We start from the raw sequence: 25857 nt of genomic DNA, 5'->3' as shown, positions 1-25857 counted from the left end.
CGCGCCGCCCTCCGAGCCGGCGCCGCCTCCCCCTCCCGTCCCGCAGTCGTCGGCCGTCGCCCCGCAGAGCAATGCGGTGCCACTGCCCGCGGCGCCGCCCGGCCCGCCCGGCCCGGGGTTCGCGGGCCTCGACGCCCGGGTGCGGCAGGCGACCGCGGACGCGGCGGACTCGGGGGCCGACATCAAGGCCGTGGTGATGGACCGCACCACCGGTCAGACCGTGTCCAACGGCGACAACGGGCCTTTCCCGATCGCCTCGGTGGTGAAGCTGTTCATCGCCGACGACCTGCTGCTGCAGGTGGCCCAAGGCAAGACCCAACTGTCTCCGGCCGACCGCAGATCGCTGGACGTGATGCTGCGGTCCTCCGATGACAGTGCGGCGCAGAACTTCTGGGACCGCAGCGGCGGCAACGCGATCATCAGCCGTGTGAAGGCGCGCTACGGGCTGACGGGCACGACGGCGCCCTACAACGGGCACTGGGACGTGACGCAGAGCACGGCAAGTGATCTGGTCCGCTACTACGACATGCTGCTCGACGGCAGCGGCGGACTGCCGCCTGAGCAGGCCGACGTGATCATCGGCAATCTGGCGCAGTCCACGCCGACGGGCACCGACGGGTATCCGCAGCGGTTCGGCATTCCCGACGGACTCTATGCCGAGCCGGTCGCGGTCAAGCAGGGCTGGTTCTGCTGCTGGAACGGCGGCAACCAGCTGCACGTGACCACGGGCGTGATCGGCGCCGACCACCGCTACGTGATGGCTGCCGGCTCGCTCGACCCCACCAGCGAAGCGGCCGCCCGTGAGGATCTGACCCGGTTCGTCAAGACGATGTTCCCCGGCGGGACGATCTAGGCGTCCGGGGGCAGCAGGTCGGGACGCCGCTCCCGGGTGCGCGCGAGACTCTGCTCGCGCCGCCAGGCCTCGATGCGGGCGTGGTCACCGGAGAGCAGAACCGGGGGCACGTCCAGGTCCCGCCAGGTGGAGGGGCGGGTGTAGCTGGGCCCCTCCAGCAGTCCTCCGACCGACGCGGAGTGCGAATCGTCTTGGTGCGACGCAGGATTGCCGAGCACGTCGGGCAGCAGCCGCAGCACCGCCTCGATCATCACCACGGCCGCGGATTCGCCGCCGGGCAGCACGTAGTCCCCGATCGAGACCTCCTCGACGCGCATCCGCCGCGCCGCGTCGTCGATCACACGCTGGTCGATACCCTCGTACCGGCCGCACGCGAAGACCAGATGCGTCTCGCCGGTCCAGCGCTGCGCGGCCGCCTGGGTGAAGATCCGTCCCGCCGGCGTCGGTACCACGAGAAGGGTTTCCGGCGAACAGATCTCGTCGAGCGCCTCGCCCCACACCGGCGCCTTCATCACCATGCCCGGGCCACCGCCGTACGGCGAGTCGTCGACGGAGCGGTGCACGTCGTGGGTCCACCGGCGCAGGTCGTGCACGGCGAGTTCCACGATGCCCGTTTCGATCGCCTTGCCGGGCAACGATTGTCGCAGTGGATCGAGGAACTGCGGGAAGATCGAGACGACGTCTATTCGCATGGCGGTGCGCCGTTCAGCCGTCCAGGTCCAGCAGACCCTCGGGTGGGTCGATCACGATGGCGCCGTCGGCCAGCGACACCGAGACCACGATGGCGGACACGAACGGCACCAACACCTCCGCGCCGTCGCCACGCTTGACGGCCAGCAGTTCGCCTGCCGCGGTGTGCAGCACCTCGGCGACGGTCCCGATTCCCGCGCCATCGACGGTCGAGACCGTCAGCCCCTCGAGCTGATGGTCGTAGTACTCGTCGGGATCCTCGATCGGCGGAAGTTCGGCGGCGTCGATGAGGAACAACGTGCCGCGCAGTCCGTCGGCGGTGTCGCGGTCGGCGACTCCCTGCAACCGCATCAACAGCCTGCCGCCGTGGGCGCGCACCGACTCGACGACGAACTCACGTTCGGTTCCGCCGCGCGACGGCCGACCGCGCAACACCACACCCGGGGCGAACCGGCCCTCGGGGTCGTCGGTGCGTACGTCGACGGCGACCTCGCCGGTGACGCCGTGCGCCTTGACGACGCGACCGACCACCAGGTCCATCTACTGGTCGGTGTCCACCACGTCGACGCGGATACCGCGGCCGCCGATCCCCGCCACCAGAGTGCGCAGCGCGGTCGCGGTGCGGCCGCCCCGGCCGATCACCTTGCCCAGGTCATCGGGATGGACGTGCACCTCGACCGTGCGGCCGCGGCGGTTGGTCACCATGTCGACGCGGACATCATCCGGATTGTCGACGATGCCGCGGACCAGATGCTCGACAGCGTCGACGACGACTGTGCTCACCGGCGTCAGCTCTCAGTGGCGCCGGCGACGGTCGCGTCGGCACCTTCGGCAGCCGGCTCCGACGCGTCCTTGGCGCCCGACGGATCAGCCGTCGCCTCGACGTCGGAGGCCTCCTCGGCCTTCTTCGCTGCCGGGGCCTTCTTCTTCTTGGGCTGCGTGGCCTCGCCGGACGGACCGCCGTCGGCCTCGGCCAGCGCCGCGTTGAACAGGTCCAGCTTGGACGGCTTGGGCTCCTTGACCTTCAGCGTGCCCTCCGCACCCGGCAGGCCCTTGAACTTCTGCCAGTCACCGGTGATCTTGAGCAGCTGCAGCACGGGCTCGGTCGGCTGGGCGCCCACACCCAGCCAGTACTGGGCGCGCTCGGAGTCGATCTCGATGAGGCTCGGCTCTTCCTTCGGGTGGTACCGGCCGATGACCTCGATGGAGCGACCGTCGCGGCGGGTGCGCGAGTCGGCGACAGCGATGCGGTACTGGGGATTGCGGATCTTGCCCAGACGGGTCAGCTTGATCTTGACAGCCATGAACTACTACTCCTGTTGCGTTGCCACGCTGCAATTCGGCGATGCGGGCGGATTGCCCGATCCGGTTTTGCCTTACGTGTGTGACCGCCGCGGGGCCAGAGTCCCGGGGCAGACAGCCGCCCATTGTGCCAGAGCCCTGGCCACGGACAGAAATCCGTGCGACGTTCTCCCCATGGACGACGTGACGGCGCTGCTCGAGATCGAGTCACTCAAACAGCTCAAGGCCCGGTACTGCCGCCACCTCGACACCAAGGACTGGCAGGCCTGGCGGTCGCTGTTCGCCGACGACTTCCACAGCGACACCTCGCAGGCGGGCGGCAAGGTGATCGTCGGCGCCGACGACTTCATCGCCTTCACCCGTGCCAGCCTGGGCGAGCGCGCCACCGTGCACCAGGTGCACGCCCCCGAACTGGAGCTGACCTCGGCCACCACGGCGCGCGGCATCTGGGCGCTGGAGGACGTCGTGCGGCTGGCGCCGGGGATCAACCTGCGCGGGTACGGGCACTACCGCGAGACCTACGAGAAGGTCGACGGGCGCTGGGTGATCACCGCGTCCACGCTGACCCGGCTGCGCGAGGACGTCTTCAACCTCGCGGTCTCGGTGTACCTGTCCGACCGGGTCAAGAGGGTCGCCGCGGCGGTGGGCCGTCGGCTGGCGCGCTGAGCTGCTCAGAGCAGCTTGTCGAAGCACTTCTCCTCGACCCGCTTGCTCATCCGCCACCCCTGTTCGGTGCGGACGAACTCGTCGACGTACCAGATGCCCACGAAGTAGATCTGGGCCGCCTCGCCGCCCATCACCATCGGGTTGAAACAGATCGCACGCGACGTCGCGGTGTCGCCGGAGATGCGGATGTCGACGTTGCCGAGCATGTGGTAGTACGCCGGAAAATTGGGCAGTACATCCTTCAGCCAGGCCTTGACTTCCGGGAACCGCCCTTCGGTGCCGCCGTGGAGTTCGGCTGCATATCTGGCATNCCGTCGACGAGGCGGAGGCGCGGGCACGCGAACTCGTTGCGGCACTGCAGGACAGCGGCTGTGCTGGATCTCCAGCCGGTCGGAGATCTGCTCGAGGCTCAACATCCCTCGATTGAACACGATCGCTGGGACCCATCGGGCCCCGCATAGGATCAGCCGTCATGACGAGGCTTCTCGCACTTCTGGCGGCCACGCTGTGTCTGGTCGCGGGACCGGGCATGCCCCACGCCGCCGCGATTCCGGTGTCCGGGGTCAGCCAGCCCGCCGGCAGCGTTCCGATTCCCGAGGGTCCGGCCGAGGCGTGGATCCTGGCCGACATGGACACCGGCGCGGTGCTGGCGGGCCGCAACGAGAACGCGCGCTTCGCGCCGGCGAGCACCATCAAAGTGCTACTGGCGCTGACGGTTCTCGACGAACTCCCCCTCGACGCGACGGTCGTGGCCAACGAAGCCGACACCCGGGTCGAGTGCAATTGCGCCGGAGTCACCCCGGGCATGACCTACACCGTCCGTCAACTGCTCGAGGCGCTGCTGCTGGTGTCGGGCAACGACGCCGCCAACACCCTGGCCACGATGCTGGGCGGCCGGGAGGCCGCCGCGGCCAAGATGAACGCGAAGGCCGCCTCCGTGGGCGCGCTCGGCACGACCGCGGGATCGCCGTCGGGCATCGATGGGCCCGGCATCGACATCTGGTCCACCCCGCACGATCTGGCGGTGATCTTCCGGGCCGCGATGGCCAATCCGGTGTTCGCCCAGATCACCGCGCAACCCACGGCGGTGTTCCCGACCCCGGCCGGTGACGTCGTGCTGGTGAACCAGGACGAACTGCTGCACCGCTACCCCGGCACGTTCGGCGGCAAGACGGGATACACCGATCTCNCACCACGCCCAGGCGTGCTGACGTTGGTCAACGCAGAAGACGTTCGTCGGCGGCGCCGAGCGCGGCGGCAGGCACCTGGTGGTGGCGCTGATGCACGGTTTGGTCCGAGAGGGCGGTCCGACGTACTGGGATCAGGCCGCCGCCCTGCTGGACTGGGGCTTCGCCCTCGGCCCCAACACCGGCGTCAGCGCGCTCTGAGCGATTTCGGCGTGCTCGTCGGCGCTCACCGACGAAAACCACGCCGCAATCGCTACCGGATGGAGACCTGATCGCGCGCGGGCCGAGTCCTCGCCCGACTAGCGTCGCGACCCGTGCGACGAGGAATCGCGGGGCTGACGCTCGCCCTGTGCGTGACAATGGTCGCGCCCGTTCCGCTCTCCGCCGCGCAACCTGACGTCGAACCCGCTGCGGCACAAGCGCTTCCGCAAGGACCCGCGCAGGCCTGGCTGGTGGCCGACCTGGACACCGGCCGGGTGCTGGCCAGCCGCGACCCGTATGGCCGCTACGCCCCGGCCAGCACGATCAAGGTGCTGCTGGCGATGGTGGTGCTCGACCACCTCCGGCCGGACAACTTCGCCAGGGCCAACACCTCGCACACCGAGGTCGAATGTTCCTGTGTCGGTTTGCAGCCGGGGCAGGCCTACACCACCCAGCAGCTGCTCTCGGCGCTGCTGATGGTGTCGGGCAACGATGCCGCGAACATGCTCGCCGACATGCTCGGCGGCTCGGCGGTCGCGGTCGCCGCGATGAATCGCAAAGCGGCTCTGGTCGGCGCGCGGGCCACGAAGGCGTCGTCGCCGTCCGGGCTGGACGGCCCCGGCTGGGAGTCGGTCACCTCGCCGCACGATCTCGCGGTGATCCTGCGTGCCGCGCTGCAGTATCCGCTGATCGCCGCGATCATGCGTGCGCCGACGGCACCGTTCCCGGGTAAGACCCTGCACAACCAGAACGAGCTGCTGACCCGCTATCCCGGGGATCTGGCCGGCAAGACCGGATACACCAATCTGGCCCGCAAGACCTACATCGGGGCCGCCCAGCGCGGGAGCCGACGTCTGGTGGTCGTGCAGATGTACGGCAGCGGCGACCTGTACGGCCAGGCCATCGACCTGTTCGACTGGGGCTTTCGCCAGCCCTGAGATGCACGGACGTGCACTCAGGGTCGCGGATCGGGCCGAATCACGACCGTGGTTGCACGCCCGCGGTCAGTAGACGACGCCGCGCAGGATGACGCGCGACGGTGCCGCGAGCACCTCGGGTCCGGACCGGGGATCGTCGGCGTAGCACACCAGATCGGCCGACGCGCCGTGCTCGAGACCCGGCCGGCGCAGCCACTCGCGGGCGTCCCAGCAGGCCGCGCCCAGCGCCTCGGTCGGCGTCATGCCGATGCCCTTGAGCGCCTCCACCTCGTCGGCGATGCGGCCGTGCGCGACGGTACTGCCGGCATCGGAACCGGCATAGATCGGCACACCGGCCTCGCGGGCGGCGGCAATGCGGGGCCCGCAGCTCTGGTACAGGGCCCGCATGTGCTGCTGGTAGCGCGGATACTTCTCGGCGGCCGCGGCAATGCCGGGGAAGTTCTCGATGTTGATCAGCGTCGGCACCAGCGCGGTGCCGTACTCGACCATCAGGTCCACGGTGTCGTCGGTGAGCCCGGTGCCGTGTTCGATGCAGTCGATGCCGGCCCGGATCAGGCCGGGCAGCGCGTCCTCGCTGAACACGTGCGCGGTGACGCGCGCCCCGTTGGCGTGCGCCGCGTCGATCGCGGCCTCGAGCACATCGTCGGACCACAGCGGCGCCAGATCCCCGAGGTCGCGGTCGATCCAGTCCCCCACCAGCTTGACCCATCCGTCTCCCCAGCGGGCCTGCCGGGCGATCGCGTCGGGAAGCTGCCACTCGTCCTCGAGCTCGATCGCGAAGCCACGCTGGTAGCGCTTGGGCCGGGCGAGATGGCGGCCCGCCCGGATGATGCGCGGCATGTCGGCGCGATCGTCGAAACCGCGGGTGTCGGTCGGGGAGCCGGCGTCGCGCAGCAGCAGCGCACCGACCGCGCGCTCGGTCTCGGCCTGCGCGATGGTCTCGTCCATCGGGATCTCGCCGTGCTGGCCGAGACCGACGTGGCAGTGGGCGTCGACCAGACCGGGCAGGATCCACCCGCCGTCCCACACGGTCTCGGCGCCCTGCGCGGGCTCGGCGCTGAGCCGGCCGTCGACCACCCACCACTCGACCGGTTCGCCGTCGGGCAGACCGCGACCGCGGACGTGCAGCGGCGCCGCCATCAGTTCTTGGGGAACTTCAGCTTCGACAGATCGATGTCGGCCAGGCCCGGCGGCAGCTCGTCGAGACCCTTGGGCATGTTCGACAGGTCGGGGAACCCGGGGGGCATCCCCGGCATCCCGGCGCCCAGCGGATTGCGGTTCTTCGGCGGTGTGGGACCTTTGCGCCCCTTCTTGCCCGCCTGCTTGTTCTTGCCCTTGCCGGCCTTACGAGAGTTCTTGCGGCCGAACGGCATTCCCATCTGACCGGCCATCTGCGACATCATCTTGCGGGCGTCGAAGAACCGGTCGACGAGCTGGTTGACCTCCGAGACGGTCACCCCGGACCCGTTGGCGATCCGCAGCCGGCGCGAGGCGTTGATGATCTTCGGATCGGCACGCTCGGCCGGCGTCATCCCGCGGATGATGGCCTGCACGCGATCGAGCTGGCTGTCGTCGACCGCGGCCAGGGCGTCCTTCATCTGGCCGGCGCCGGGCAGCATGCCCAGCAGATTCCCGATCGGGCCCATCTTGCGGATCATCAGCATCTGCTCGAGGAAGTCCTCCAGCGTGAGCTCACCGCTACCGATCTTGGCGGCCGTCGCCTCGGCCTGTTCGGCGTCGAAATGCTGTTCGGCAGCCTCGATCAGACTGAGCACGTCGCCCATGCCGAGGATCCGGCCGGCCATCCGGTCGGGGTGGAAGACGTCGAAGTCCTCGAGCTTCTCACCGCTGGAGGCGAACAGGATGGGCACGCCGGTGACTTCGCGCACCGACAGCGCGGCACCGCCGCGGGCGTCACCGTCGAGCTTGGTGAGCACGACTCCGGTGAACCCGACGCCCTCGCGGAACGCATCGGCCGTGGTGACGGCGTCCTGACCGATCATCGCGTCGAGCACGAACAGGGTCTCGTCGGGCGAGACGGCGTCGCGGATCGCCGCGGCCTGACTCATCAGTTCCTCGTCGATACCCAGCCGGCCGGCGGTGTCGACGATCACGACGTCGTAGTGCTTGGACTTCGCCTCGGCCAGGCCGGCAGCGGCCACCGCGACCGGATCGGCGGTGCCCTTGACCTCGTCGGCGCCGGGCGCGGTGCCCGGGTGCGGCGCGAAGACGTGCACACCGGCGCGCTCGCCGACGATCTGCAGCTGGTTGACCGCGCCGGGGCGTTGCAGGTCGCACGCCACCAGCAGCGGGGTGTGGCCCTGGCCCTTCAGCCACTTCGCGAGCTTGCCGGCCAGCGTGGTCTTACCGGAGCCCTGCAGGCCGGCCAGCATGATGACCGTCGGCGGCGTGCGCGCGAACGCCAGCTGCCGCGTCTCGCCACCGAGGATGGTGATGAGTTCCTCGTTGACGATCTTGACGACCTGCTGGGCGGGGTTGAGCGCGCCCGACACCTCGGCGCCCTTGGCGCGGTCCTTGATGTGTGCGACGAACTGGCGCACCACGGGCAGGGAGACGTCTGCTTCCAGCAGCGCCAACCGGATCTCGCGGGCGGTGGCGTCGATGTCGGCATCGGTCAGCCGGCCCTTGCCGCGCAAGCCCGTCAGCGCACCGGTCAACCGGTCGGACAGGGATTCGAACACCACGTCAGCCTAACGGTCCCCCGGTCCCCCGGTCGCGCGGGGAAAGCCGCGCGTGCATCTGGTCGCGCACGGCGGGCAGCCGTTACCGTGAATCCCACCCGACGACCCCGCGGAGGCCCCGTGACAGCGATCGACGTCCCTCTCACCACCTCGCGCCGGGACTTCGGACCGGCCCGGGACTCCACCACCCACGTCAGCCAGTGCACGTTGTGCGAGGCGCACTGCGGCCTGCACGTCACGGTCAGCGGCGGGCAGGTCACCCGCATCGAGGGCAACCCCGACGACGTCCTGTCCCACGGCTACATCTGCCCGAAGGCCACCGCCATGGGCGGGCTGCACCACGACCCCGACCGGGTGCGCACCCCGCTGCGCCGGGTCGGTGACCGCTACGAGCCGATCAGCTGGGACGACGCGTTCGCCGAGATCGGGGAACGGCTGCGCGCGGTGCGCGCGAAGACCGGCAGCCGCTCTCTGGGCATGTATCTGGGCAACCCCGCGGCCCACAGTTCGGGGGCTGCCTACGGCTTCCTGCTGCGACTGGCGCTGCGCACCCCGAACTTCTTCACCGCGTCGTCGATCGACCAGATGCCCCACGAATTCGCGGCGTGGAAGGTGTTCGGGTCCAACGCCCTGATCCCCGTCACCGACATCGACCGCACCCAACGGCTGATGATCCTCGGCGCGAACCCGGCGGTGTCCAACGGATCGCTGAGCATCATGCCCGGCGCCAAACGGCGTATCCGGGCCGTCCGCGAGCGCGGCGGCACCGTCGTCGTCGTCGACCCCCGCCGCACCGAGACCGCCAGGCTGGCCGATCAGCACGTGGCGGTGCAGCCCGGCGGAGACCTGTTCCTGCTGCTGGGAATGCTCCACGTGCTGGTCACCGAGAAGTTGTGCGATACGAGCGCCGTCGCCGCGCAGACGACGGGATTCGCCGACCTGTCCGACCTGGTTGCCGATGCCACACCGGAGGCGATGGCCCCGCGGGCGGGGGTCGATCCGGAGACGATCCGCTCGCTGGCCCGCGAGCACGCCGCCGCCGAGTCGGCGGCGATCTACGCGAGGATCGGCATCTGCCAGCAGCCGACGGGCACCCTGGTGAGTTGGCTGGTGATGGTCCTCAACACCGTCACGGGGAACCTCGACCGTGCCGGCGGCACGATGTTCACCACCCCCGTCGTCGACATCCCCCGCCTCGCCAAGCACCTGCCGTTCCGGCCGGGCCGCTACACCGACCGGTCGGGGCGGTACGGGTCGTTCCGGTCGGAGCTCCCCGCCGTCGTCATGGCCGACGAGATCCTCACCCCGGGTCCCGGCCGGATCCGCGCGATGATCACCTATGCGGGCAACCCGGTGTCGTCGATCCCCCAGCGCGGACGCCTCGACGACGCCCTGGCCGACCTCGACCTGTATGTCGCGGTGGACATGTACGTCACCGAGACCACCCGGCACGCCGACTACATCCTGCCGCCGGTGTCACCGCTGGAGCGCGAGGATGTCAGCCTGCTGACCCCGGTGTTCCAGGTGCGCAACACCGTTCGCTACCAACACCGTTCGTTCGACCCCCCGCCCGACTCCCTCGAGGACTGGGAGATCCTCACACGGCTGGCACTCGAGCTGATGCCGCGGCCGCTGCGGTCGTTGCCGAGACCGCTGCGGTCGCGCCTGGTCTCGGCCATCGATCCGCTGCGTGTCGCGGCGCTGGCCGTGGTCACCGGACCGCACGGGCGACTTCGCAAGGGACGCAAGGGCATCACCATGCGGGACATTCGCGCGAGCTCCGGGGGTGTGGACCTCGGCCCACTCCGACCGCGCCTGCGCGAGGTGATCGCCACCCCCGACCGGCGGGTTCACCTGGCGCCCGGCGACTTCGTCGCCGCCGCACGCGCACACCTGCGCGACGCCGACCGGACCGCCTCCGACGGCTACGACCTGCAGCTGATCGGCCGCCGGCAACTCAAGAGCAACAACTCGTGGCTGCACAACGTCCCGTCGATGACCGGCGGCAGCAACCGGTGCACGGTGCTGATGCACCCGGACGACGCCGAGGCCCGCGGACTGGCCGACGGCGACACCGTGCGCGTCACCTCGGTCGTCGGGCACATCGAGGTACCGCTGGACGTCACGCGGGACATCCGCGCGGGAACGGTCGCGGTGCCCCATGGTTGGGGCCATCGCGACACCGGCTGGCGCCATGCGCGCACGCTGTCCGGTGCCAACGTCAACGCTCTGCACGACCCCGCTCTGGTGGACACCTTCACCGGGACCGCGGCGGTCAACGGCACCTGGGTGTCGGTCACCGCCGCCGGCTGAGCGCCGACGCCGCCCCCTAGCTGGCTTCTTCGACCGGCGCCGGGGGCGCGGGAAGCACCGCGAACAGGTCCCGTTCCAGCGCCTGCCGGATCGCGCCGTCCCCGCCGGCGGGCAGCACGATGCCGAAGGCGTCGACGACCGAGGATCCCAGCGTGGTGACCTTCGCCCAGGCGATGTCCGCACCGGCACGCTCGAACACCGCGGTCAACATCGTCAGCAGCCCGGTCCGATCGGTGGTGCGGACCTCGACCACCGCGCGGCCGGGGGCGTCGCCCTCGTGCCACAGCACCCGTGGAGGTGCCGCGGGGGCGTGGATCGGGACGGCGGCCCGCACCTCACCGGCGCGCCCCGCGGGCGCGGCGTCGGCACCCTTCTTCTCCAGCGTGCCGACCACGTCCAGGTCCCCGTCGAGGGCCAGGATCAGTTGCTGGCGCAGCAGTTCGGCCGCCGGCGGCGTCCCGAAGTGCGGCGACACCACGAACGTGTTGATCGCCGCACCCTCGTGACCGTTGACCGACGCCGAGTGCACCCGCAGCGAATTCAGAGCGAGCACTCCGGCCGCCTTGGACAGCAGCCCGCGGCGATCCGGCGCGATCATCGTGACGTGGTAGATGTGCGGGCTGTCGGCCGGGGTCAGCTCGACGTGCACGCCGGGCTCGGCGGCCAGCGAGATGAACCGTGGCTCAACGGGATCCGGCTGCGGGAGCGGCTCCCCCGCCATCACCAGCCGGCAGCGCCTCACCAGGTCGCCGATCAGCGAGGCCTTCCAGTCTCCCCACACCCCGGGTCCGGTGGCCAGCGAGTCGGCCTCCGCCAGCACGTGCAGCAGTTCGAGCACCACCAGGTCACCGCCGAGGGCGTCGACGACGCCGGCGATCGTCGCCGGATCCTGCAGGTCGCGACGGGTCGCGGTGTGCGGGAGCAGCAGGTGGTGACGCACCACCGTGGCCAGGATCGTGATGTCGGACGGCCACAGGCCCAGCCTGCTGCCGATCTGGTGGGCCAGTTCGGCGCCGATCACGCTGTGGTCCCCGCCGCGGCCCTTGCCGATGTCGTGCACCAGCGCGCCGAGCACCAGCAGATCGGGACGCGACACCCGGGTGGTGAAAGCGCTTGCGCGGGAAACTGTTTCGACGAGGTGACGATCCACGGTCCAGATGTGGACGACATCGCGCGGCGGCAGGTCCCGGACGGCGCCCCACTCCGGGAACAACCGGCCCCACAGCCCGGTGCGGTCCAGGGCCTCGATGGTGCCGACGGCCGACGGACCCGCGGCGAGCATCACCAGGAGATCCTTCAGCGCCTGACGCGGCCAGGGGGTGCGCAGTTCGGGGGCGGTCTCGACCAGCCGGCTCAGCGTCGACGCGGCCATCGGCAGCCCCGTGGTCGCCGATGCGGCCGCCACCCGCAGGATCAGCCCGGGATCCCGCTCGGGGCGGGCGTCGCGAGCCAGGATGACCTCGCCGTTGAACTCGATGACCCCTTCGTCGAGGGGCCGGCGCACCGGCCTGCGCAGCGCGGCGAGCCCGCGGCGCGGCAGCGCGTTGCCCGCGGTCCGGATGCCGGCGTCGACGTAATAGCTGACGGTCCGTGCCGCGTCGGAGAGCATGCGGGCCAGATCGAACCGATCCCCGATCCGCAGCGACGCCCCGATCTCGTCGGCGTGCTGAGCGAGTAGCAGCTCCCGCCCGCGTCCGGCGACCCGGTGTAATTCGGTGCGCACGTTGAGAAGTGCGAGATGCGCTTCGCCCAGCGTCTCGGTGGGCGAAGCCAGGGACCGGCTCGGGTACACGTCGGCCAGCTGCGCGATCGCCAGCGCGTTGAGCAGCTGCACGTCGCGAAGGCCGCCGCGGCCGCATTTGAGATCCGGTTCGGCGCGGTGCGCGATCTGTCCGCTGCGCTGCCACCGGGCGCGGGTGTGCTCGACGAGTTCGTCGAACCGCGAGGCGATTCCGGTGCGCCACTGCCTGCGCGCCCCGCCGATCAGCAGCGAGGACAGATCGGCGTCACCGGCGATGTGGCGGGCCTCGAGCATCGCCAGGCCGGCGGAGATGTCCTCGCCGGCCACGCGCAGCGCCTCGGGCACCGTGCGCACGCTGTGGTCGAGCCGAATGTTGGCGTCCCACAACGGATACCACAGCAGTTCGGCGACCTCACCGACGATGTCGTCGGGCATGTTGTCGTGCAGCAGCATCAGATCGAGGTCGGAGTACGGCAGCACCTCGCCGCGGCCGAGGCCACCGGTGGCCACGATGGCGAACCCACTGGTGGCCGTGATGCCGATGTCGGTCGCCTTGGTGGTCAGCCAGAAGTCGTAGAGGTCGAGCAGCGCATCACGCAGCGCGGCCGAGTCCAGGCGGGCCCCGCCGGACCGCAGCTGCTCGACGGCAGCGGTGAGATCCGTTGCGGGGCGGGAAGAGCCCGCCGCCGGACGCTCCCATCGGGGAGCGCCGGCGGCGGATCGGGGTTTGCGTTCGCTCACGAGTTGTCCTCCCGGCACTTGACGATCCAGCGCTCACACGGCCCGAGTGCCGGGAGACGACTCTGCTTCTAGACGGCGCCGGTCAAAGGGCGTCGGCTCCGCGCTCACCGGTGCGCACCCGGACCACGGTCTCGACGGGGCTGACCCACACCTTGCCGTCACCGATCTTGCCGGTGCGGGCGGCCTGGACGATGACATCGACGACCTTGTCGACGGCGGCATCGTCGACGACGACCTCGACACGGACCTTCGGCACGAAATCCACCGAGTATTCCGCGCCGCGGTACACCTCGGTGTGTCCCTTCTGACGACCGTAACCCTGAACCTCGCTGACGGTCATCCCGAGGATGCCCGTCTGTTCCAGTCCGGTCTTGACGTCTTCGAGCGTGAACGGCTTGACGATCGCAGTAATCAGCTTCATATCCCTTATCCCTCCACGCCGGGGTGACGACCGAGTGCCGAGCCCGCGCCGACCGAGGCGAAGTCGTAGGCGGTTTCAGCGTGCTCCGCTTCATCAGCTCCGGTGGATTCATCCTCCTCGTTGAGCCGCAGTCCGACGGTGTACTTCACTATCAAGGCCAAGATAGCTGTAGCGATGGCCGAGTAGAGCAGAACCGCGCCCGCGCCGACCGCCTGCCGCCACAACTGGTCCACGCCGCCGCCGTAGAACAGCCCGGCCACACCCGCGCCGGTCTCCGGCGCCGCGACCAGTCCGACGAGCAGGGTGCCGACGATGCCGCCGACCAGGTGCACACCGACCACGTCGAGCGAGTCGTCGTATCCCAGTTTGTATTTCAGGCCGACCGCCAGGGCACACAGGGCACCGGCGACGACACCGATCACCAGCGCGCCGACCACGTTCACCGACGAGCACGACGGGGTGATCGCGACCAGGCCGGCCACGATGCCCGACGCGGCGCCCAGCGAGGTGGCCTTGCCGTCGCGGATTCGCTCGGTGAGCAGCCACGCCAGCATCGCGGCAGCGGTCGCGACGGTGGTGGTGACGAACGTCGAACCGGCCAGCCCGCCCGACGAGGTCGCCGACCCGGCGTTGAAGCCGTACCAGCCGAACCACAGCAGACCGGCGCCGAGCATCACGAACGGCAGGTTGTGCGGCCGCATCGGCGTACCCGGCCAGCCGCGGCGCTTGCCGAGGATGATCGCGAGCACCAGGCCCGCGGTACCGGCGTTGATGTGCACGGCGGTGCCACCGGCGAAGTCGACGGCGGCGAGCTTGTTGGCGATCCAGCCGCCGGTCTCGGCGGTCACCCCGTCGAACGAGAACACCCAGTGCGCGACCGGGAAGTACACGACGGTCGCCCACAGCGCGGTGAACAGCAGCCAGCCACCGAACTTGATGCGGTCGGCGACCGCACCCGAGATCAGCGCGACGGTGATGATCGCGAACATCAGCTGGAACGCGACGAAGACCGTGGCCGGCAGCGTGCCGACCAGCGGGATGTTGACGGCGTCGACGGCCTCGACACCCGCCGCCGGATCGGCGACGACCGCCGCCGCGGCGTTGCCGCCGATCAGGCCCTTGAGACCGAAGAACTGGCTCGGGTCACCGAACAGGTTGTTGACGTCGTTGCCGAAGGCCAGCGAGTAGCCGTAGAGCACCCACAGCACGGTGACGACACCCATCGCCGAGATGCTCATCATGATCATGTTGAGCACGCTCTTGGCCCGCACCATGCCGCCGTAGAAAAACGCCAGGCCGGGTGTCATCAGCAACACCAGCGCGGCGCTTGCCAGCATCCACGCGGTATCACCGGTGTCCGGTATACCCATCGTCGGGAATTGGTCCACTCGCAGATTCCTCCTTCGACATGCCACAGCCGCGCCGGTGACGACCGTTGACCTGGGCATGACAATGCGCAGTGGTTGTTTCGCCGATGACGCACTGGTGTTTCGCTCGTGTGAACGGATCACCCGGTGACGTTTCGCTGCTGTTACATCACGCGATTCGCAGCGAACAGGAGGCGGCGCGGGGCGCTAGCCGAGCAGTGCGTCGACGAACGCCGCGGGCTCGAACGGCGCGAGATCGTCGGGTCCCTCGCCGAGGCCGACGAGCTTCACGGGCACCCCGAGTTCCTGCTGGACGCGGAACACGATGCCGCCCTTGGCGGTGCCGTCGAGCTTGGTCAGCACAACCCCGGTGATGTCGACGACCTCGGCGAAGACGCGGGCCTGCGGCAGGCTGTTCTGACCGATGGTGGCGTCGAGCACGAGCAGTACCTCGTCGACGGCTGCGCGTTTGCTCACCACGCGCTTGACCTTGCCGAGTTCGTCCATCAGGCCGGTCTTGGTGTGCAGCCGGCCCGCGGTGTCGATCACGACGACGTCAGCTCCGGAGGCGACGCCGGTGTCGACGGCGTCGAAGGCCACCGAGGCGGGATCGGCGCCCTCGGCGCCGCGCACCACCTGGGCGCCGACGCGCGACGCCCAGGTCTGCAGCTGATCGGCGGCCGCGGCCCGGAAGGTGTCGGCGGCGCCGAGGACGACGCGGCGGCCGTCGGCGACCAGGACGCGGGCCAGCTTGCCGACCGTCGTGGTCTTGCCGGTGCCGTTGACGCCGACGACGAGCAGGACCGAGGGCTTGTCCTCGTGCGGGAGCGCCTTGATCGAGCGGTCCAGGTCGGTCTGCAACTCGGCGATCAACACGTCACGCAGCACGGCGCGGGCGTCGGCCTCGGTGCGCACCGTGCTGCTGGCCATCCGGACGCGCAGCGCGGCGACCACCGACTCCGTCACGACCGGGCCCAGGTCGGCGATCAGCAGGGTGTCCTCGATCTCCTCCCAGGACTCCTCGTCGAGATCGCCGCCACCGAGCAGGCCCAGCATGCTGCGGCCCAGCGTGTTCTGCGATTTCGCCAGGCGGCCCCGCAGCCGGTCGAGCCGGCCCTCAGTGGGCGCGATCGCGTCGATGTCGGGCGCTGCCGGCGCTGCGGGCGGCTCCGGGGCCGGCGGGGCTTCGGGCGCTGCGGGGGCTTCGGGCGCTGCGGGGGCCTGCACGTCCGGCGGCGCAGGTCTGTCGACCGTAGGCGTGGGAAGGGTGTCGGGCAGCCTGACGTCGGCGATGGGACGCTTCGGAGCGTCGCGTGGGATGGTGGCATCATCGCCGACGGCGGGCAATCCGGTGGTGTCGATGCGCTCGGGCGTCTTCGGCGGGCGCGGGGGCGCCTGCGTGGGCGGCGACGCCGAGAACGTGATGCCTGACGAGGCCTTGTACCCGCCGGACCGATCGACAGGAGTGGCAGTGTCTGGAGCCGACAGGCTGATGCGGCGCCGGCGGTACCGCACCAGCCCGACGACGAGTGCAACGACCAGCAGGACGGCGATGACCGCGATGGCGATCCAGAGACCCTCACTCACCCGGCCATTGTCTCAGGGGCCTCGAGCGAGTCACAGCCGGTGAGCTTCGACCCCGGCTCGGCCCTGCAGCACCGCAAGCGGCGCCACATCGACGTGTGCCTGACCGAGGCCGTCGACTATCAGACGGTGACCACCGGTTTCGAGCGCTACCGGCTCCCCTACAACGCGCTCACCCAGACCGATCTGCGGCGCATCGATCTGAGTACCGAGTTCCTCGGCAGCACGCTGCGGGCGCCGGTGCTGATCGGCGCGATGACCGGCGGTGCGCAGCTGTCGGGGATCATCAACCGGAACCTGGCCGCCGCGGCCCAGCAACTGGGACTGGGGATGATGCTGGGCTCCCAGCGCGTGATGATCGACCACGACGCCGCCGCGGCGAGCTTCGCGGTCCGCGAGATCGCCCCCGATGTCTTGGTCATCGGCAACATCGGGCTCGCGCAGGTGTCGCCGGCGATCGTGCCCGGACTTGCCGCCGCGCTGAACCGCGTCGGCGCCGACGCCGTCGCGGTGCACACCAATCCGCTGCAGGAGGCGATGCAACATCGCGGAGACACCGATTTCTCCGGCTCGCTGCACCGGCTGTCCGAACTGGTCGACGCGCTCGGATATCCGGTGATGCTCAAGGAGGTCGGTCACGGCATCGGCGCGGCGGCGGCCACCGAACTGGTCGGCTCCCCGGTCGCCGCGGTCGACGTGGCGGGCGCGGGCGGCACCTCGTGGGCGTGCATCGAGCAGTTCGTGCGCTACGGCGAGGTGCGCCACCCCGCGCTGGCGGAGTGGGGCATCCCGACCGCGCAGGCGCTGACCGAGGTGCGCGCGATCCTGCCGGAGATGCCGCTGGTGGCCTCGGGCGGCATCCGCACCGGGATGGACGCCGCGAAAGCCCTGGCGATGGGCGCTCAGGTGGTCGCGATCGCCCGGCCGCTGCTGGCGCCGGCCATCGAATCCGTTGCCGCCGTGGTGGATTGGCTGCAGGTGTTCCTCGAAGAGCTGGTGATCTGCCTGCACGGGTGCGGTGCGCAGGACCTCGCCGCGTTGCGGGAAGGCGGCGTCGTCCCCACCACCTGACGCGGGTCAGGACGTGCTGGCGACCAGTTCCTGCCCGCGCATCCGCTGGGAGATCACGGTGGTGATGCCGTCGCCGCGCATGGTCACGCCGTAGAGCGCGTCGGCGATCTCCATGGTGGGCTTCTGGTGGGTGATCACGATCAACTGCGAGACCTCGCGCAACTGCTCGAACAGGCTGATCAGCCGGCGCAGGTTGACGTCGTCGAGGGCGGCCTCCACCTCGTCCATCACATAGAACGGCGACGGGCGGGCGCGGAAGATCGCGACCAGCATCGCGACGGCCGTGAGGGACTTCTCACCACCGGACAGCAGCGACAGGCGCTTGATCTTCTTGCCCGGCGGCCGGGCCTCGACCTCGATGCCGGTGGTCAGCATGTCGCTGGGGTCGGTCAGCAGCAACCGGCCCTCACCGCCGGGGAACAACGTCGAGAAGACCTGCGAGAACTCACGTTCGACGTCGGCATAGGCTTCAGAGAAGACCTGCAGGATGCGCGCGTCGACGTCGGCGACCACGTCGAGCAGGTCCTTGCGGGCGGCCTTGACGTCCTCGAGCTGGGTGGACAGGAAGTTGTAGCGCTCCTCCAGCGCCGCGAACTCCTCGAGCGCGAGGGGGTTGACCCGGCCCAGCTCGGCCAGCTCACGCTCGGCCCGCTTGGCGCGCCGTTCCTGGGTGGGCCGGTCGTATGGCATCGGCGCGGGAGCGGTCACCTGCTCCCCGCGTTCGCGCGCCTGCTCGTACTCGGCCATCTCCAGATCCGACGGCGGCAGCGGCACGTCGGGGCCGTACTCGGCCACGAGGTCGGCCACCGCCATCCCGAACTGCTCGAGCACCTGCTGCTCGAGCTGCTCGATCCGCATCGCCGCCTGCGCCTTGGCGACCTCGTCGCGGTGCAGGGCGTCGGTGAGGGCCGTGATCCGGGTGGTGAGCTCGGTGACCTCCTCGCGGGCCCTGGTCAACTCCGCGGCCCGGACCTGACGCTCGGCGGCGATCTCGTCACGGATTCGCGATCCGACGGCCACCGCAACGCTGAGCCGCTGCGCGACCAGTCGACCGGACTCGGCCACCGCCTCGGCCACCGCCGCGGCGCGCACCCGCGCCTCGCGGGCCTGCCGGGCCCGGATCCGGGCCTCCCGTTCGGCCGCCGCCGCGCGACGCAGCGAATCCGCCCGTCCGCGAACGGCATTCGCGCGTTCCTCGGCGGTGCGCACGGACAGCCGGGCCTCGACCTCGGCGGCACGGGCCGCTTCGGCCGCGGCGGTCGACTCCTGCCGGTCGACGGGTTCGGCCTCGAACATCGGCTCCTGCTGAGCGTTGTGCAGCCTTGCCTCGAGCTCACTGAGTTCGGCGACCGTGCGGTTCCGCCCGGCCTCGAGTTCGTCGCGCTGGCTGATCAGCCGCTGCCACTCGTCGTCGGCCGCGCGGGCGTCCTGACCCAGCCGACCGAGCTGCTCGTAGATCGCCGAGATGGCCGAGTCGGATTCGTTGAGCGCGGCCAGCGCCTGTTCGGCGGCGTCCTGACGGCTGGCCTGCTCGGCCAGCGCGCCGGCCAGTGCCGCCGAGAGTTCGGCGGTCTGCCGCTCGGCGGCGACCAACTCGGTGCGCGCCTTGTCGACCTCTGACTGGATCTCCAGCGTGCTCGGCTTGCGATCCGAGCCGCCACTCACCCATCCCGCCCCGACGAGATCCCCGTCGGCGGTGACGGCCCGTAGATCCGGCTGCGCGGCAACGCATTCCAAGGCTGAGGCGAGGTCGTCCACGACAGCGACACCGGCCAGCATCGCGGTCACCGCACCCCGCAGGCGCGGGGCGGGGTCGACCACGTCGAGCGCCCACACCGCACCGGCCGGCAGCGTCGCCGTCGTACCGGCGGGCGCCGTCGGCCAGTCCCCCAGCACCAACGCGGCCCGTCCGCCGTCGGACTCCTTGAGCGCATTCAGTGCGTCGCGAGCGGCCCCGAGATCCTCGGCGGCCAGCGCATCCGCGGCCGCGCCGAGCACGGCCGCGATCGCCGCCTCGTGGCCGGGCCGCACCTTGACCAGCGCCGCGACAGAGCCGAAAAGGCCTGCGCTGCTGCGGTTCTGCTGCAACCAGGCGGCACCGTCCTTGCGGTCGAGACCGACGGACAGCGCGTCGATGCGGGCCTGCAGCGACGCGACCTGCCGTTCCCCGGCACGTTCGGCGGCCTGCAGCTCGGCGACGCGTTCGTCGGCCAACCGCAGCGCAGCGACGGTCCGGTCGTGGTGCTCGTCGAGGCCGACCTCGCCCGCGTCGAGCTCCGCGACGCGGGCCTGCACCGTCTCGAACTCCGCCTGGGTCTGCTGAGCGCGCGCGGCCGCCTCGTCGATGCCCGCGCTCAGGCGCGCCACCGTCTCGTCGATCGACTCGACGCGGGTGCGCATCGTGTCGACCTGCCCGTTCAGCCGCGCCAGCCCCTCCCGGCGGTCGGCCTCGGCCCGGGCGGCCGCCATGTGGGCGCGTTCGGCCTCGGCGGCGACCTGCTCGCGATCGGCGAGTTCGGCGCGGGCGGACTCGAGTCGGGCCCGCGACTCCTCGAGTTCCTCGAGGAGCAGTCGTTCCTGTTCGGCCACCTCGTCGGCCTGCGCCTCGAGGGCGTCGGGATCGGGGCCGCTGGACGACGCCGGCTCGGCGTCGAGGTGCTGGGCGCGTTCGCTGGCGATGCGCACGGTCGCGCTCACGCGTTCCGCCAGCGCGGAGAGTCGGAACCACCGCTGCTGCGCCGCGTCGGCCCGCTCGCTGAGTTCGGTCACCGCGGCTTCGTGTGCGTCGAGTTCGAGGGTGCGCGTCTCGAGCCGGCGGGTCAGCTCGTCGTGTTCGCGGCGCAGCGTCGTCTCGGCCTGATCGGTGTCGTCGAACTCGGCCTTGCGCGTCACCAGGTCGTCGGCGGCCAGCCGCAGCCGCGCGTCGCGCAGGTCGGCCTGGATGGTCTGGGCGCGGCGGGCCATCTCGGCCTGGCGGCCCAGCGGCTTGAGCTGGCGGCGCAGTTCGGTCGTCAGGTCGGTCAGCCGCGCCAGGTTGGCTGCCATCGAGTCGAGCTTGCGGACCGCCTTTTCCTTGCGCTTGCGGTGCTTGAGGACGCCCGCGGCCTCCTCGATGAACGCCCGCCGGTCCTCCGGGCGCGACTCGAGGATCTCCGACAGCTTGCCCTGACCGACGATCACGTGCATCTCGCGGCCGATGCCGGAGTCGGACAGCAGCTCCTGGACGTCCATCAAACGGCAACTGCTGCCGTTGATCTCGTACTCGCCGGCGCCGTCGCGGAACATCCGCCGGGTGATCGACACCTCGGAGTACTCGATCGGCAGCGCATTGTCGGAGTTGTCGATCGTCAGTGTCACCTCGGCGCGGCCGAGAGGCGCCCGCGACGACGTCCCGGCGAAGATGACGTCCTCCATCTTGCCGCCGCGCAGCGTCTTGGCGCCCTGCTCGCCCATCACCCAGGTGAGCGCGTCGACGACGTTGGACTTGCCCGAACCGTTGGGGCCCACGACGCAGGTGATGCCGGGCTCGAAGCGAAGAGTCGTCGGCGAGGCGAAGGACTTGAAGCCCTTCAGCGTCAGACTCTTCAGATGCATGACGCGTTACCCTACCGCCGGGAGGCTCAGCGCTCGGTGAAGCCCGAGAGCGCGTCGGCCGCGGCGGACCAGTCGGCGACCACCGTGTCGACGTGACCCGGGGTTTTCCCGCCTTCGAGCAGGTCAAGCAGCTTTTCGCAGGCATCGCGGGGGCCCTGCGCGACGACCTGCACGCGGCCGTCGGGTTTGTTCGCCGCGAAGCCCGTCAGCCCGAGCTCGAGCGCCCGCGACCGTGTCCACCAGCGGAAACCCACTCCCTGCACGTGGCCGTGCACCCACGCGGTGAGTCGGACGTCACTCTCCCCCAACATCTTTCACCTCAAATGTCACTTCAGTACCATTCTTCAACGTGCGTCCCACCGTGCACACCTGGTCGATGGCGCGCTCGACCACGGTCCGCAGCCGGGCGAGCTCCTCGGGCGACAGGCCCGACAGATCCAGTTCGAGCGACTCTTCGAGCAGCGGGTAGCGCTCCTGCTCGCGGTCGGCGGCCCCGGCGACCCGGATCGTGGCGCGGTAGTCGTCGCCCAGGCGGCGGCGCAGCGGCTGATCGCTGCTCAGGCCGCTGCACCCTGCCAGGGCGATCTTCATCAGCTCACCCGGGGTGAAGACGCCCTCGTCGTCTTCTGAGCCGATGAGGACTTCCGCGCCGCGCGTGCTGCGTCCCGTGTAGCGCCGCACGCCTGTGCGCTCCACCCAGAGTTCGGTCATGCCCTATTTCTACAACCTCGCGCGGAAGCGCATTCCTGGTTGTGATCGCGCCCGCCTCACAGCCAGGAATGCGCTTCCGCGGGGGGCCGACCGGACTCAGCGCGCGCGGGGCCGCGGCTGGCAGTGCGGGCAGTAGAACGAGGAGCGGTTCATGAACTTGTCCCGCCGCATGATCGCCCCGCAGCGCCGACACGGTTGGCCCTCGCGGCCGTACGCGTCCAGCGACCGGTCGAAGTAGCCGGACTCGCCGTTGACGTTGACATAGAGCGAGTCGAACGACGTGCCGCCCTGGCCCAGCGCATCGCTCATCACCGCGGCGGCGGCGTCGAGCAACTCACCGAGCTTGGCCTTCGACAGACCCGACGCCAGCCGGGCCCCGTTGACCTTGGCCCGCCACAGCGCCTCGTCGGCGTAGATGTTGCCGATGCCCGACACCACCGTCTGGTCCAGCAGCTGGCGTTTGATCTCGGAGTGCTTGCGCCGCAACACCGCAACCACACCGTCGCGATCGAAGTGCGGGTCCAGCGGATCGCGGGCGATGTGCGCGACGGGCACCGGCACCTCGGCGCCGTCGATCGTGACCGTGTCGGTGATCATCCACCCGCCGAACGTCCGCTGGTCGACGAAGCTCAGCGTGGTCCCGTCGTCGAGCAGGGCGGCGATGCGCAGATGGTTCTCGTTCGGCACCGGGCCCAGCAGCATCTGCCCGCTCATCCCGAGGTGCACCACCAGGGCCGACTCGTCGGACAGCTTGAGCCACAGGTATTTTCCGCGCCGGCCCGTTCCGGTGATCGTCATGTCGAGCAGCCGGGCGGTCAGATCCGCCGGGCCTGCTTCGTGGCGGCGCACCGCGCGCGGGTGGTGCACTCGCACCGCGGTGATGGTCCGGCCCGCGACGTGCTGGTGCAGGCCGCGCCGGACGACCTCGACCTCGGGGAGTTCAGGCATCCCGCTCTTCGGTCAGGGCTTTCCATGCCGCGGCGGCGGCCTTGAGTTCGGCTTCCTTCTTCGTCTTGCCCACGCCGGTGCCGTACTCGCGCCCGGCGATCACCACGGTGGCGGTGAACTCCTTGTCGTGATCGGGCCCGGTGGAGGTCACGTTGTACACCGGCGCGCCCAGCCCGCGCGACGCCGTCAGCTCCTGCAGGCTGCTCTTCCAGTCCAGGCCGGCGCCGAGAGTGGGTGCGGTGTCGAGCAATTCGCCGAACAGCCGGAGGATCACCTCCCGCGTGGCCGCGGCGCCGTGCTCGAGATAGATGGCGCCGAGCAGGGATTCGACGCCGTCGGCGAGGATGCTGGACTTGTCGGCGCCGCCGGAGTTCTCCTCGCCCTTGCCCAGCAGCAGGTAGCTGCCCAGGCCCTTGTCCGAGAGCCGCCGCCCGACATCGGCGAGCGCCTGGGTGTTGACGATGCTCGCGCGCAGCTTCGCCAGGTCGCCTTCGGAGCGTTCCGGATGACGGTGGTAAAGCTCCTCGGTGATCGTCAGCCCCAGCACCGAATCCCCGAGGAACTCGAGGCGTTCGTTGGTGGGCAGGCCGCCGTTCTCGTACGAGTAGCTGCGGTGGGTGAGCGCGATGGTGAGCAGTTCTGCAGGCAGCTCGATGCCGAGCGCCTCGAGGAGGGGCTGGCGGTCGCCCGTCACGACTCGTCTCCGGGCTGCTCGCGGAGCTGCGCGAGTTTGGCCCACCGGGGATCGATCTGCTCGTGCTGGTGTCCGGGCTCGGCGTCGGCCATCCGGACACCGCACTCGGGACACAGTCCGGCGCAGTCGGGGGTGCACACCGGCGAGAACGGCAGCGCCAGGCCGATGGCGTCGATGATCGGCTGCTCCAGGTCGACGGTGTCGGTGCCGCCGTCGCGGCCCACGCGGGGCACTTCGTCCTCGTCGGTCGTCGCCTCGGTCGTGCTGTCGGGGTAGGCGAACAGCTCGGTCAGGTCGATCTCGACGTCACCGGACACCGGCCGCAGGCACCGCGCGCACTCGCCTTCGGTGGGCGCCGACACGCTGCCCGTGACGAGCACGCCTTCCGACACCGATTCCAGCCGGAGCTCGAGGTGCATCGGCGCACCCTGGGGCACCGCGATCAGTTCCAGCCCGATCCGCGCCGGGCTGGGCACGGTGTCGTCGACGGTGATCATCGAGCCGGGCCGCCGGCCGAGCCGGGAGATGTCGATGACCAGCGGCGATCGTGACCCCCGGCGCGCCGCGGCGTTAACGCGCGTCGCCATGGTCGTATCGTACGGCGGACCCGGCGGCACCTGTGCGCCGCCTGGGCCGCCGCAGATGGCTAGCGGGCCGCGTAGTCGTGGGTGCCGGCGGCGGTCCGCAGCTGGTGTCGGCCACGGCCGACCGAGCGGATGGTGCCGTTGAGGAAGTCCTCGAACTCGGCGAGTTTGCTGTCGACGTAGATGTCGCACTCGCCACGAAGCCGGTCGGCCTCGGCGTGCGCCGAGTCGATCATCCGGGTGGCCTCGGCGGTGGCGGTCGCGACGATCTCGGTCTGCGACACCAGCCGCTGCTGCTCCTTGATGCCCTCCTGCACGGCCTTCTCGTAGGCGAGGTTGCCGCTCTCGAGCAACCGGTCGGCCTCGGACTTGGCCCGTCCGGTGCTGGCCTCGTACTCGCGCTTGGCGGTCGCGGAGATGCGGGCCGCCTCTTCGCGGGCCTCACCGACCATGCGTTCGCTGTGCTGGCGGGCCTCGGCGACCATGCGGTCGGCCTGGGCCTTGGCGTCGGCGAGCAGCCGGTCGGCCTCGGCGCGGGCGTGGTTGACCATCGAGTCGGCCTCCGCGTTGGCCGTCGACACCGTGGATTCGGCGTGGTCCTTGGCCTCGCGCAGCAGGGTGTCCCGCGCGTCGAGCACGTCCTGGGCGTCGTCGAGCTCGCCCGGGATCGCGTCCTTGATGTCGTCGATGAGCTCCAGGACATCGCCGCGGGGAACCACGCATCCTGCCGTCATCGGCACGCCGCGGGCTTCTTCGACGATCGCGCCCAGTTCGTCGAGCGCTTCAAAAACTCGGTACACGGCGGCACCCCTTCAGGCGTAGTTGTTAGTGACCAGTGTGCCTGGTGTTACGCCTGTGACTCGGTTGCCCGCGCCGGTGTGTCGCGCCCGGGTGCCGCCGGGTCAGCGCAGCGCAGCGCTGATGGCGTCGCGGGCGCGATCCAGCATCGAGGCGAACGGCCCGACGGCGAGGTTCAGCTTGGCCGACTCGACGCCGGGATGCGGCCGGGTGGGCGCGATCGCCTCGGCCGCCCGCACCGCGGCGGCGAGGCCCCGGAGCTCGCTTGCGTCGAGATCGCGCCGGAGCTTGGTGAACTCCTCGGTCTCCTCGCGCTCGGCGTGCTCGAGCACGGCGTCACGGAACGCGGTCAGCTCGGTGATGAACTCGTCGGAGCCGACGTCCATCGACTCCAGCTTCGCCAGCTGCTCCTTGGCTGCGTGCTCCTCACGCAGGCGCGCGTCGACGATCTCGTCGCCGGCGGCGCCGTCCTTGCGGGCCCGCGGGTGCACCACCATCTCCTCGGCCGTCTCGTGCACCGCGAGGAGCTGGCGGAGCTCGACGAACGCCGCCTCGCGGGCTTTCGTCCCCGACGCCCCCAGCACCTCCTCGAACAGGTCCTTGATCAGATTGTGCTGGTCACGCAGGAATGCGACGACATCGTCGGTCGATTGCACGAATGTCTCAACCACGGCAGGTACCTCCGTCAGGCGGATGGGGTGTGCGGCGCGGGGGCTGTCGCGCCTGCGTGTTACCTACCCGCCGACGGGCT

23 protein-coding genes and 3 pseudogenes are annotated in these 25857 nt (G+C 70.4%); 7 read left to right on the top strand and 19 right to left on the bottom strand.

Annotated features, from left to right (window positions below; all coding sequences use genetic code 11):
• The coding region (locus MCHUDSM44219_RS10350; RefSeq protein ID WP_048418160.1) for a serine hydrolase at positions 1-853 on the top strand (853 nt) is incomplete at its 5' end.
• Here MCHUDSM44219_RS10350 and trmD read toward each other — a convergent pair.
• From trmD to rpsP, 4 genes are read right to left on the bottom strand one after another with little or no spacing between them, the layout of a single operon-like run.
• On the bottom strand, positions 850-1545 hold the full coding sequence (gene trmD / locus MCHUDSM44219_RS10345; protein ID WP_048418141.1) for a tRNA (guanosine(37)-N1)-methyltransferase TrmD: 696 nt from the start codon (positions 1543-1545) through the stop codon (positions 850-852). The genes MCHUDSM44219_RS10350 and trmD overlap by 4 nt on opposite strands.
• Positions 1546-1558: 13 nt before the next feature.
• A complete protein-coding gene (rimM, locus tag MCHUDSM44219_RS10340; protein ID WP_048418140.1) occupies positions 1559-2083 on the bottom strand; it encodes a ribosome maturation factor RimM in 525 nt (174 codons plus the stop codon).
• Positions 2084-2326: an RNA-binding protein gene (locus tag MCHUDSM44219_RS10335; RefSeq protein WP_029114920.1), complete on the bottom strand. Its 243-nt coding sequence runs from the start codon at positions 2324-2326 to the stop codon at positions 2084-2086.
• A gap of 5 nt (positions 2327-2331) precedes the next feature.
• Positions 2332-2847, bottom strand: a complete 516-nt coding sequence (gene rpsP, locus MCHUDSM44219_RS10330; RefSeq protein ID WP_048418139.1) for a 30S ribosomal protein S16 — start codon at positions 2845-2847, stop codon at positions 2332-2334.
• Positions 2848-3019: 172 nt separating this feature from the next.
• Between rpsP and MCHUDSM44219_RS10325 the strand changes: the two genes are divergently transcribed.
• Positions 3020-3511, top strand: coding sequence for a nuclear transport factor 2 family protein (locus MCHUDSM44219_RS10325; RefSeq protein WP_048418138.1), 492 nt, complete (start codon positions 3020-3022; stop codon positions 3509-3511).
• 5 nt (positions 3512-3516) lie between these two features.
• Here the strand turns inward: MCHUDSM44219_RS10325 and MCHUDSM44219_RS10320 are convergent.
• Positions 3517-3821, bottom strand: a pseudogene (locus tag MCHUDSM44219_RS10320) (nuclear transport factor 2 family protein); the annotation flags it as partial.
• Between the two features lie 162 nt (positions 3822-3983).
• Between MCHUDSM44219_RS10320 and MCHUDSM44219_RS10315 the strand changes: the two are divergent.
• The 3 genes and pseudogenes from MCHUDSM44219_RS10315 to MCHUDSM44219_RS10310 form a co-directional block, all read left to right on the top strand.
• A pseudogene (locus tag MCHUDSM44219_RS10315) lies at positions 3984-4700 on the top strand (D-alanyl-D-alanine carboxypeptidase family protein); the annotation flags it as partial.
• Position 4701: 1 nt separating this feature from the next.
• Positions 4702-4899 (top strand): annotated as a pseudogene (locus MCHUDSM44219_RS30900) (hypothetical protein); the annotation flags it as partial.
• A gap of 113 nt (positions 4900-5012) precedes the next feature.
• Positions 5013-5837, top strand: coding sequence for a D-alanyl-D-alanine carboxypeptidase family protein (locus tag MCHUDSM44219_RS10310; protein ID WP_048418136.1), 825 nt, complete (start codon positions 5013-5015; stop codon positions 5835-5837).
• Positions 5838-5903: 66 nt separating this feature from the next.
• Here the strand turns inward: MCHUDSM44219_RS10310 and MCHUDSM44219_RS10305 are convergent, their stop codons facing one another.
• On the bottom strand, positions 5904-6977 hold the full coding sequence (locus MCHUDSM44219_RS10305) for a metal-dependent hydrolase family protein (protein ID WP_048418135.1): 1074 nt from the start codon (positions 6975-6977) through the stop codon (positions 5904-5906).
• Positions 6977-8539 (bottom strand): signal recognition particle protein, encoded by a 1563-nt coding sequence (ffh, locus tag MCHUDSM44219_RS10300; RefSeq protein ID WP_048418159.1) that lies wholly within the window; start codon positions 8537-8539, stop codon positions 6977-6979. The genes MCHUDSM44219_RS10305 and ffh overlap by 1 nt, the downstream gene beginning before the upstream one ends.
• 120 nt (positions 8540-8659) lie before the next feature.
• On the opposite strand from ffh, the gene MCHUDSM44219_RS10295 reads away from it, so the two are divergent.
• Entirely contained in the window at positions 8660-10852 is a 2193-nt protein-coding gene (locus MCHUDSM44219_RS10295; RefSeq protein ID WP_082162141.1) for a molybdopterin-dependent oxidoreductase, read from the top strand.
• Between the two features lie 16 nt (positions 10853-10868).
• On the opposite strand, the gene MCHUDSM44219_RS10290 is transcribed toward MCHUDSM44219_RS10295, so the two are convergent.
• The 4 genes from MCHUDSM44219_RS10290 to ftsY form a co-directional block, all read right to left on the bottom strand.
• A complete protein-coding gene (locus MCHUDSM44219_RS10290) occupies positions 10869-13334 on the bottom strand; it encodes a [protein-PII] uridylyltransferase (RefSeq protein WP_048418134.1) in 2466 nt (821 codons plus the stop codon).
• A gap of 82 nt (positions 13335-13416) precedes the next feature.
• Positions 13417-13755, bottom strand: coding sequence for a P-II family nitrogen regulator (locus MCHUDSM44219_RS10285; protein ID WP_011779408.1), 339 nt, complete (start codon positions 13753-13755; stop codon positions 13417-13419).
• 5 nt (positions 13756-13760) lie between these two features.
• Complete coding sequence (locus MCHUDSM44219_RS10280; protein WP_048418157.1) at positions 13761-15125, bottom strand: ammonium transporter; 1365 nt, start codon at positions 15123-15125, stop codon at positions 13761-13763.
• A gap of 204 nt (positions 15126-15329) precedes the next feature.
• A complete protein-coding gene (gene ftsY / locus MCHUDSM44219_RS10275; RefSeq protein WP_048418133.1) occupies positions 15330-16709 on the bottom strand; it encodes a signal recognition particle-docking protein FtsY in 1380 nt (459 codons plus the stop codon).
• Between the two features lie 39 nt (positions 16710-16748).
• Between ftsY and fni the strand changes: the two genes are divergently transcribed.
• Complete coding sequence (gene fni, locus MCHUDSM44219_RS10270) at positions 16749-17777, top strand: type 2 isopentenyl-diphosphate Delta-isomerase (RefSeq protein ID WP_048418132.1); 1029 nt, start codon at positions 16749-16751, stop codon at positions 17775-17777.
• Between the two features lie 6 nt (positions 17778-17783).
• Here the strand turns inward: fni and smc are convergent, their stop codons facing one another.
• The 8 genes from smc to MCHUDSM44219_RS10230 all read right to left on the bottom strand — a co-directional run bounded on the left by smc (position 17784) and on the right by MCHUDSM44219_RS10230 (position 25777).
• Entirely contained in the window at positions 17784-21371 is a 3588-nt protein-coding gene (gene smc, locus MCHUDSM44219_RS10265) for a chromosome segregation protein SMC (protein ID WP_048418131.1), read from the bottom strand.
• A 26-nt stretch (positions 21372-21397) separates the two neighbouring features.
• Positions 21398-21682: an acylphosphatase gene (locus MCHUDSM44219_RS10260; RefSeq protein ID WP_048418130.1), complete on the bottom strand. Its 285-nt coding sequence runs from the start codon at positions 21680-21682 to the stop codon at positions 21398-21400.
• Entirely contained in the window at positions 21666-22082 is a 417-nt protein-coding gene (locus tag MCHUDSM44219_RS10255; RefSeq protein WP_048418129.1) for an OsmC family protein, read from the bottom strand. The genes MCHUDSM44219_RS10260 and MCHUDSM44219_RS10255 overlap by 17 nt, the downstream gene beginning before the upstream one ends.
• 96 nt (positions 22083-22178) lie before the next feature.
• Positions 22179-23030 (bottom strand): bifunctional DNA-formamidopyrimidine glycosylase/DNA-(apurinic or apyrimidinic site) lyase, encoded by an 852-nt coding sequence (gene mutM / locus MCHUDSM44219_RS10250; RefSeq protein ID WP_048418128.1) that lies wholly within the window; start codon positions 23028-23030, stop codon positions 22179-22181.
• Positions 23023-23724, bottom strand: coding sequence for a ribonuclease III (gene rnc / locus MCHUDSM44219_RS10245; protein ID WP_048418127.1), 702 nt, complete (start codon positions 23722-23724; stop codon positions 23023-23025). Before rnc ends, mutM begins: the two co-directional genes overlap by 8 nt.
• Positions 23721-24311, bottom strand: coding sequence for a YceD family protein (locus tag MCHUDSM44219_RS10240; RefSeq protein WP_048418126.1), 591 nt, complete (start codon positions 24309-24311; stop codon positions 23721-23723). The genes rnc and MCHUDSM44219_RS10240 overlap by 4 nt, the downstream gene beginning before the upstream one ends.
• A 59-nt stretch (positions 24312-24370) precedes the next feature.
• Positions 24371-25108: a cell division protein SepIVA gene (gene sepIVA / locus MCHUDSM44219_RS10235; protein WP_048418125.1), complete on the bottom strand. Its 738-nt coding sequence runs from the start codon at positions 25106-25108 to the stop codon at positions 24371-24373.
• A 102-nt stretch (positions 25109-25210) separates the two neighbouring features.
• Positions 25211-25777, bottom strand: coding sequence for a hemerythrin domain-containing protein (locus MCHUDSM44219_RS10230; protein ID WP_048418124.1), 567 nt, complete (start codon positions 25775-25777; stop codon positions 25211-25213).
• Positions 25778-25857 lie beyond the last annotated feature (80 nt).

The organism is Mycolicibacterium chubuense (assembly GCF_001044255.1).
In the GTDB taxonomy this organism is placed as follows: domain Bacteria; phylum Actinomycetota; class Actinomycetes; order Mycobacteriales; family Mycobacteriaceae; genus Mycobacterium; species Mycobacterium chubuense.
This window is presented reverse-complemented; position numbering and strand designations above follow the sequence as displayed.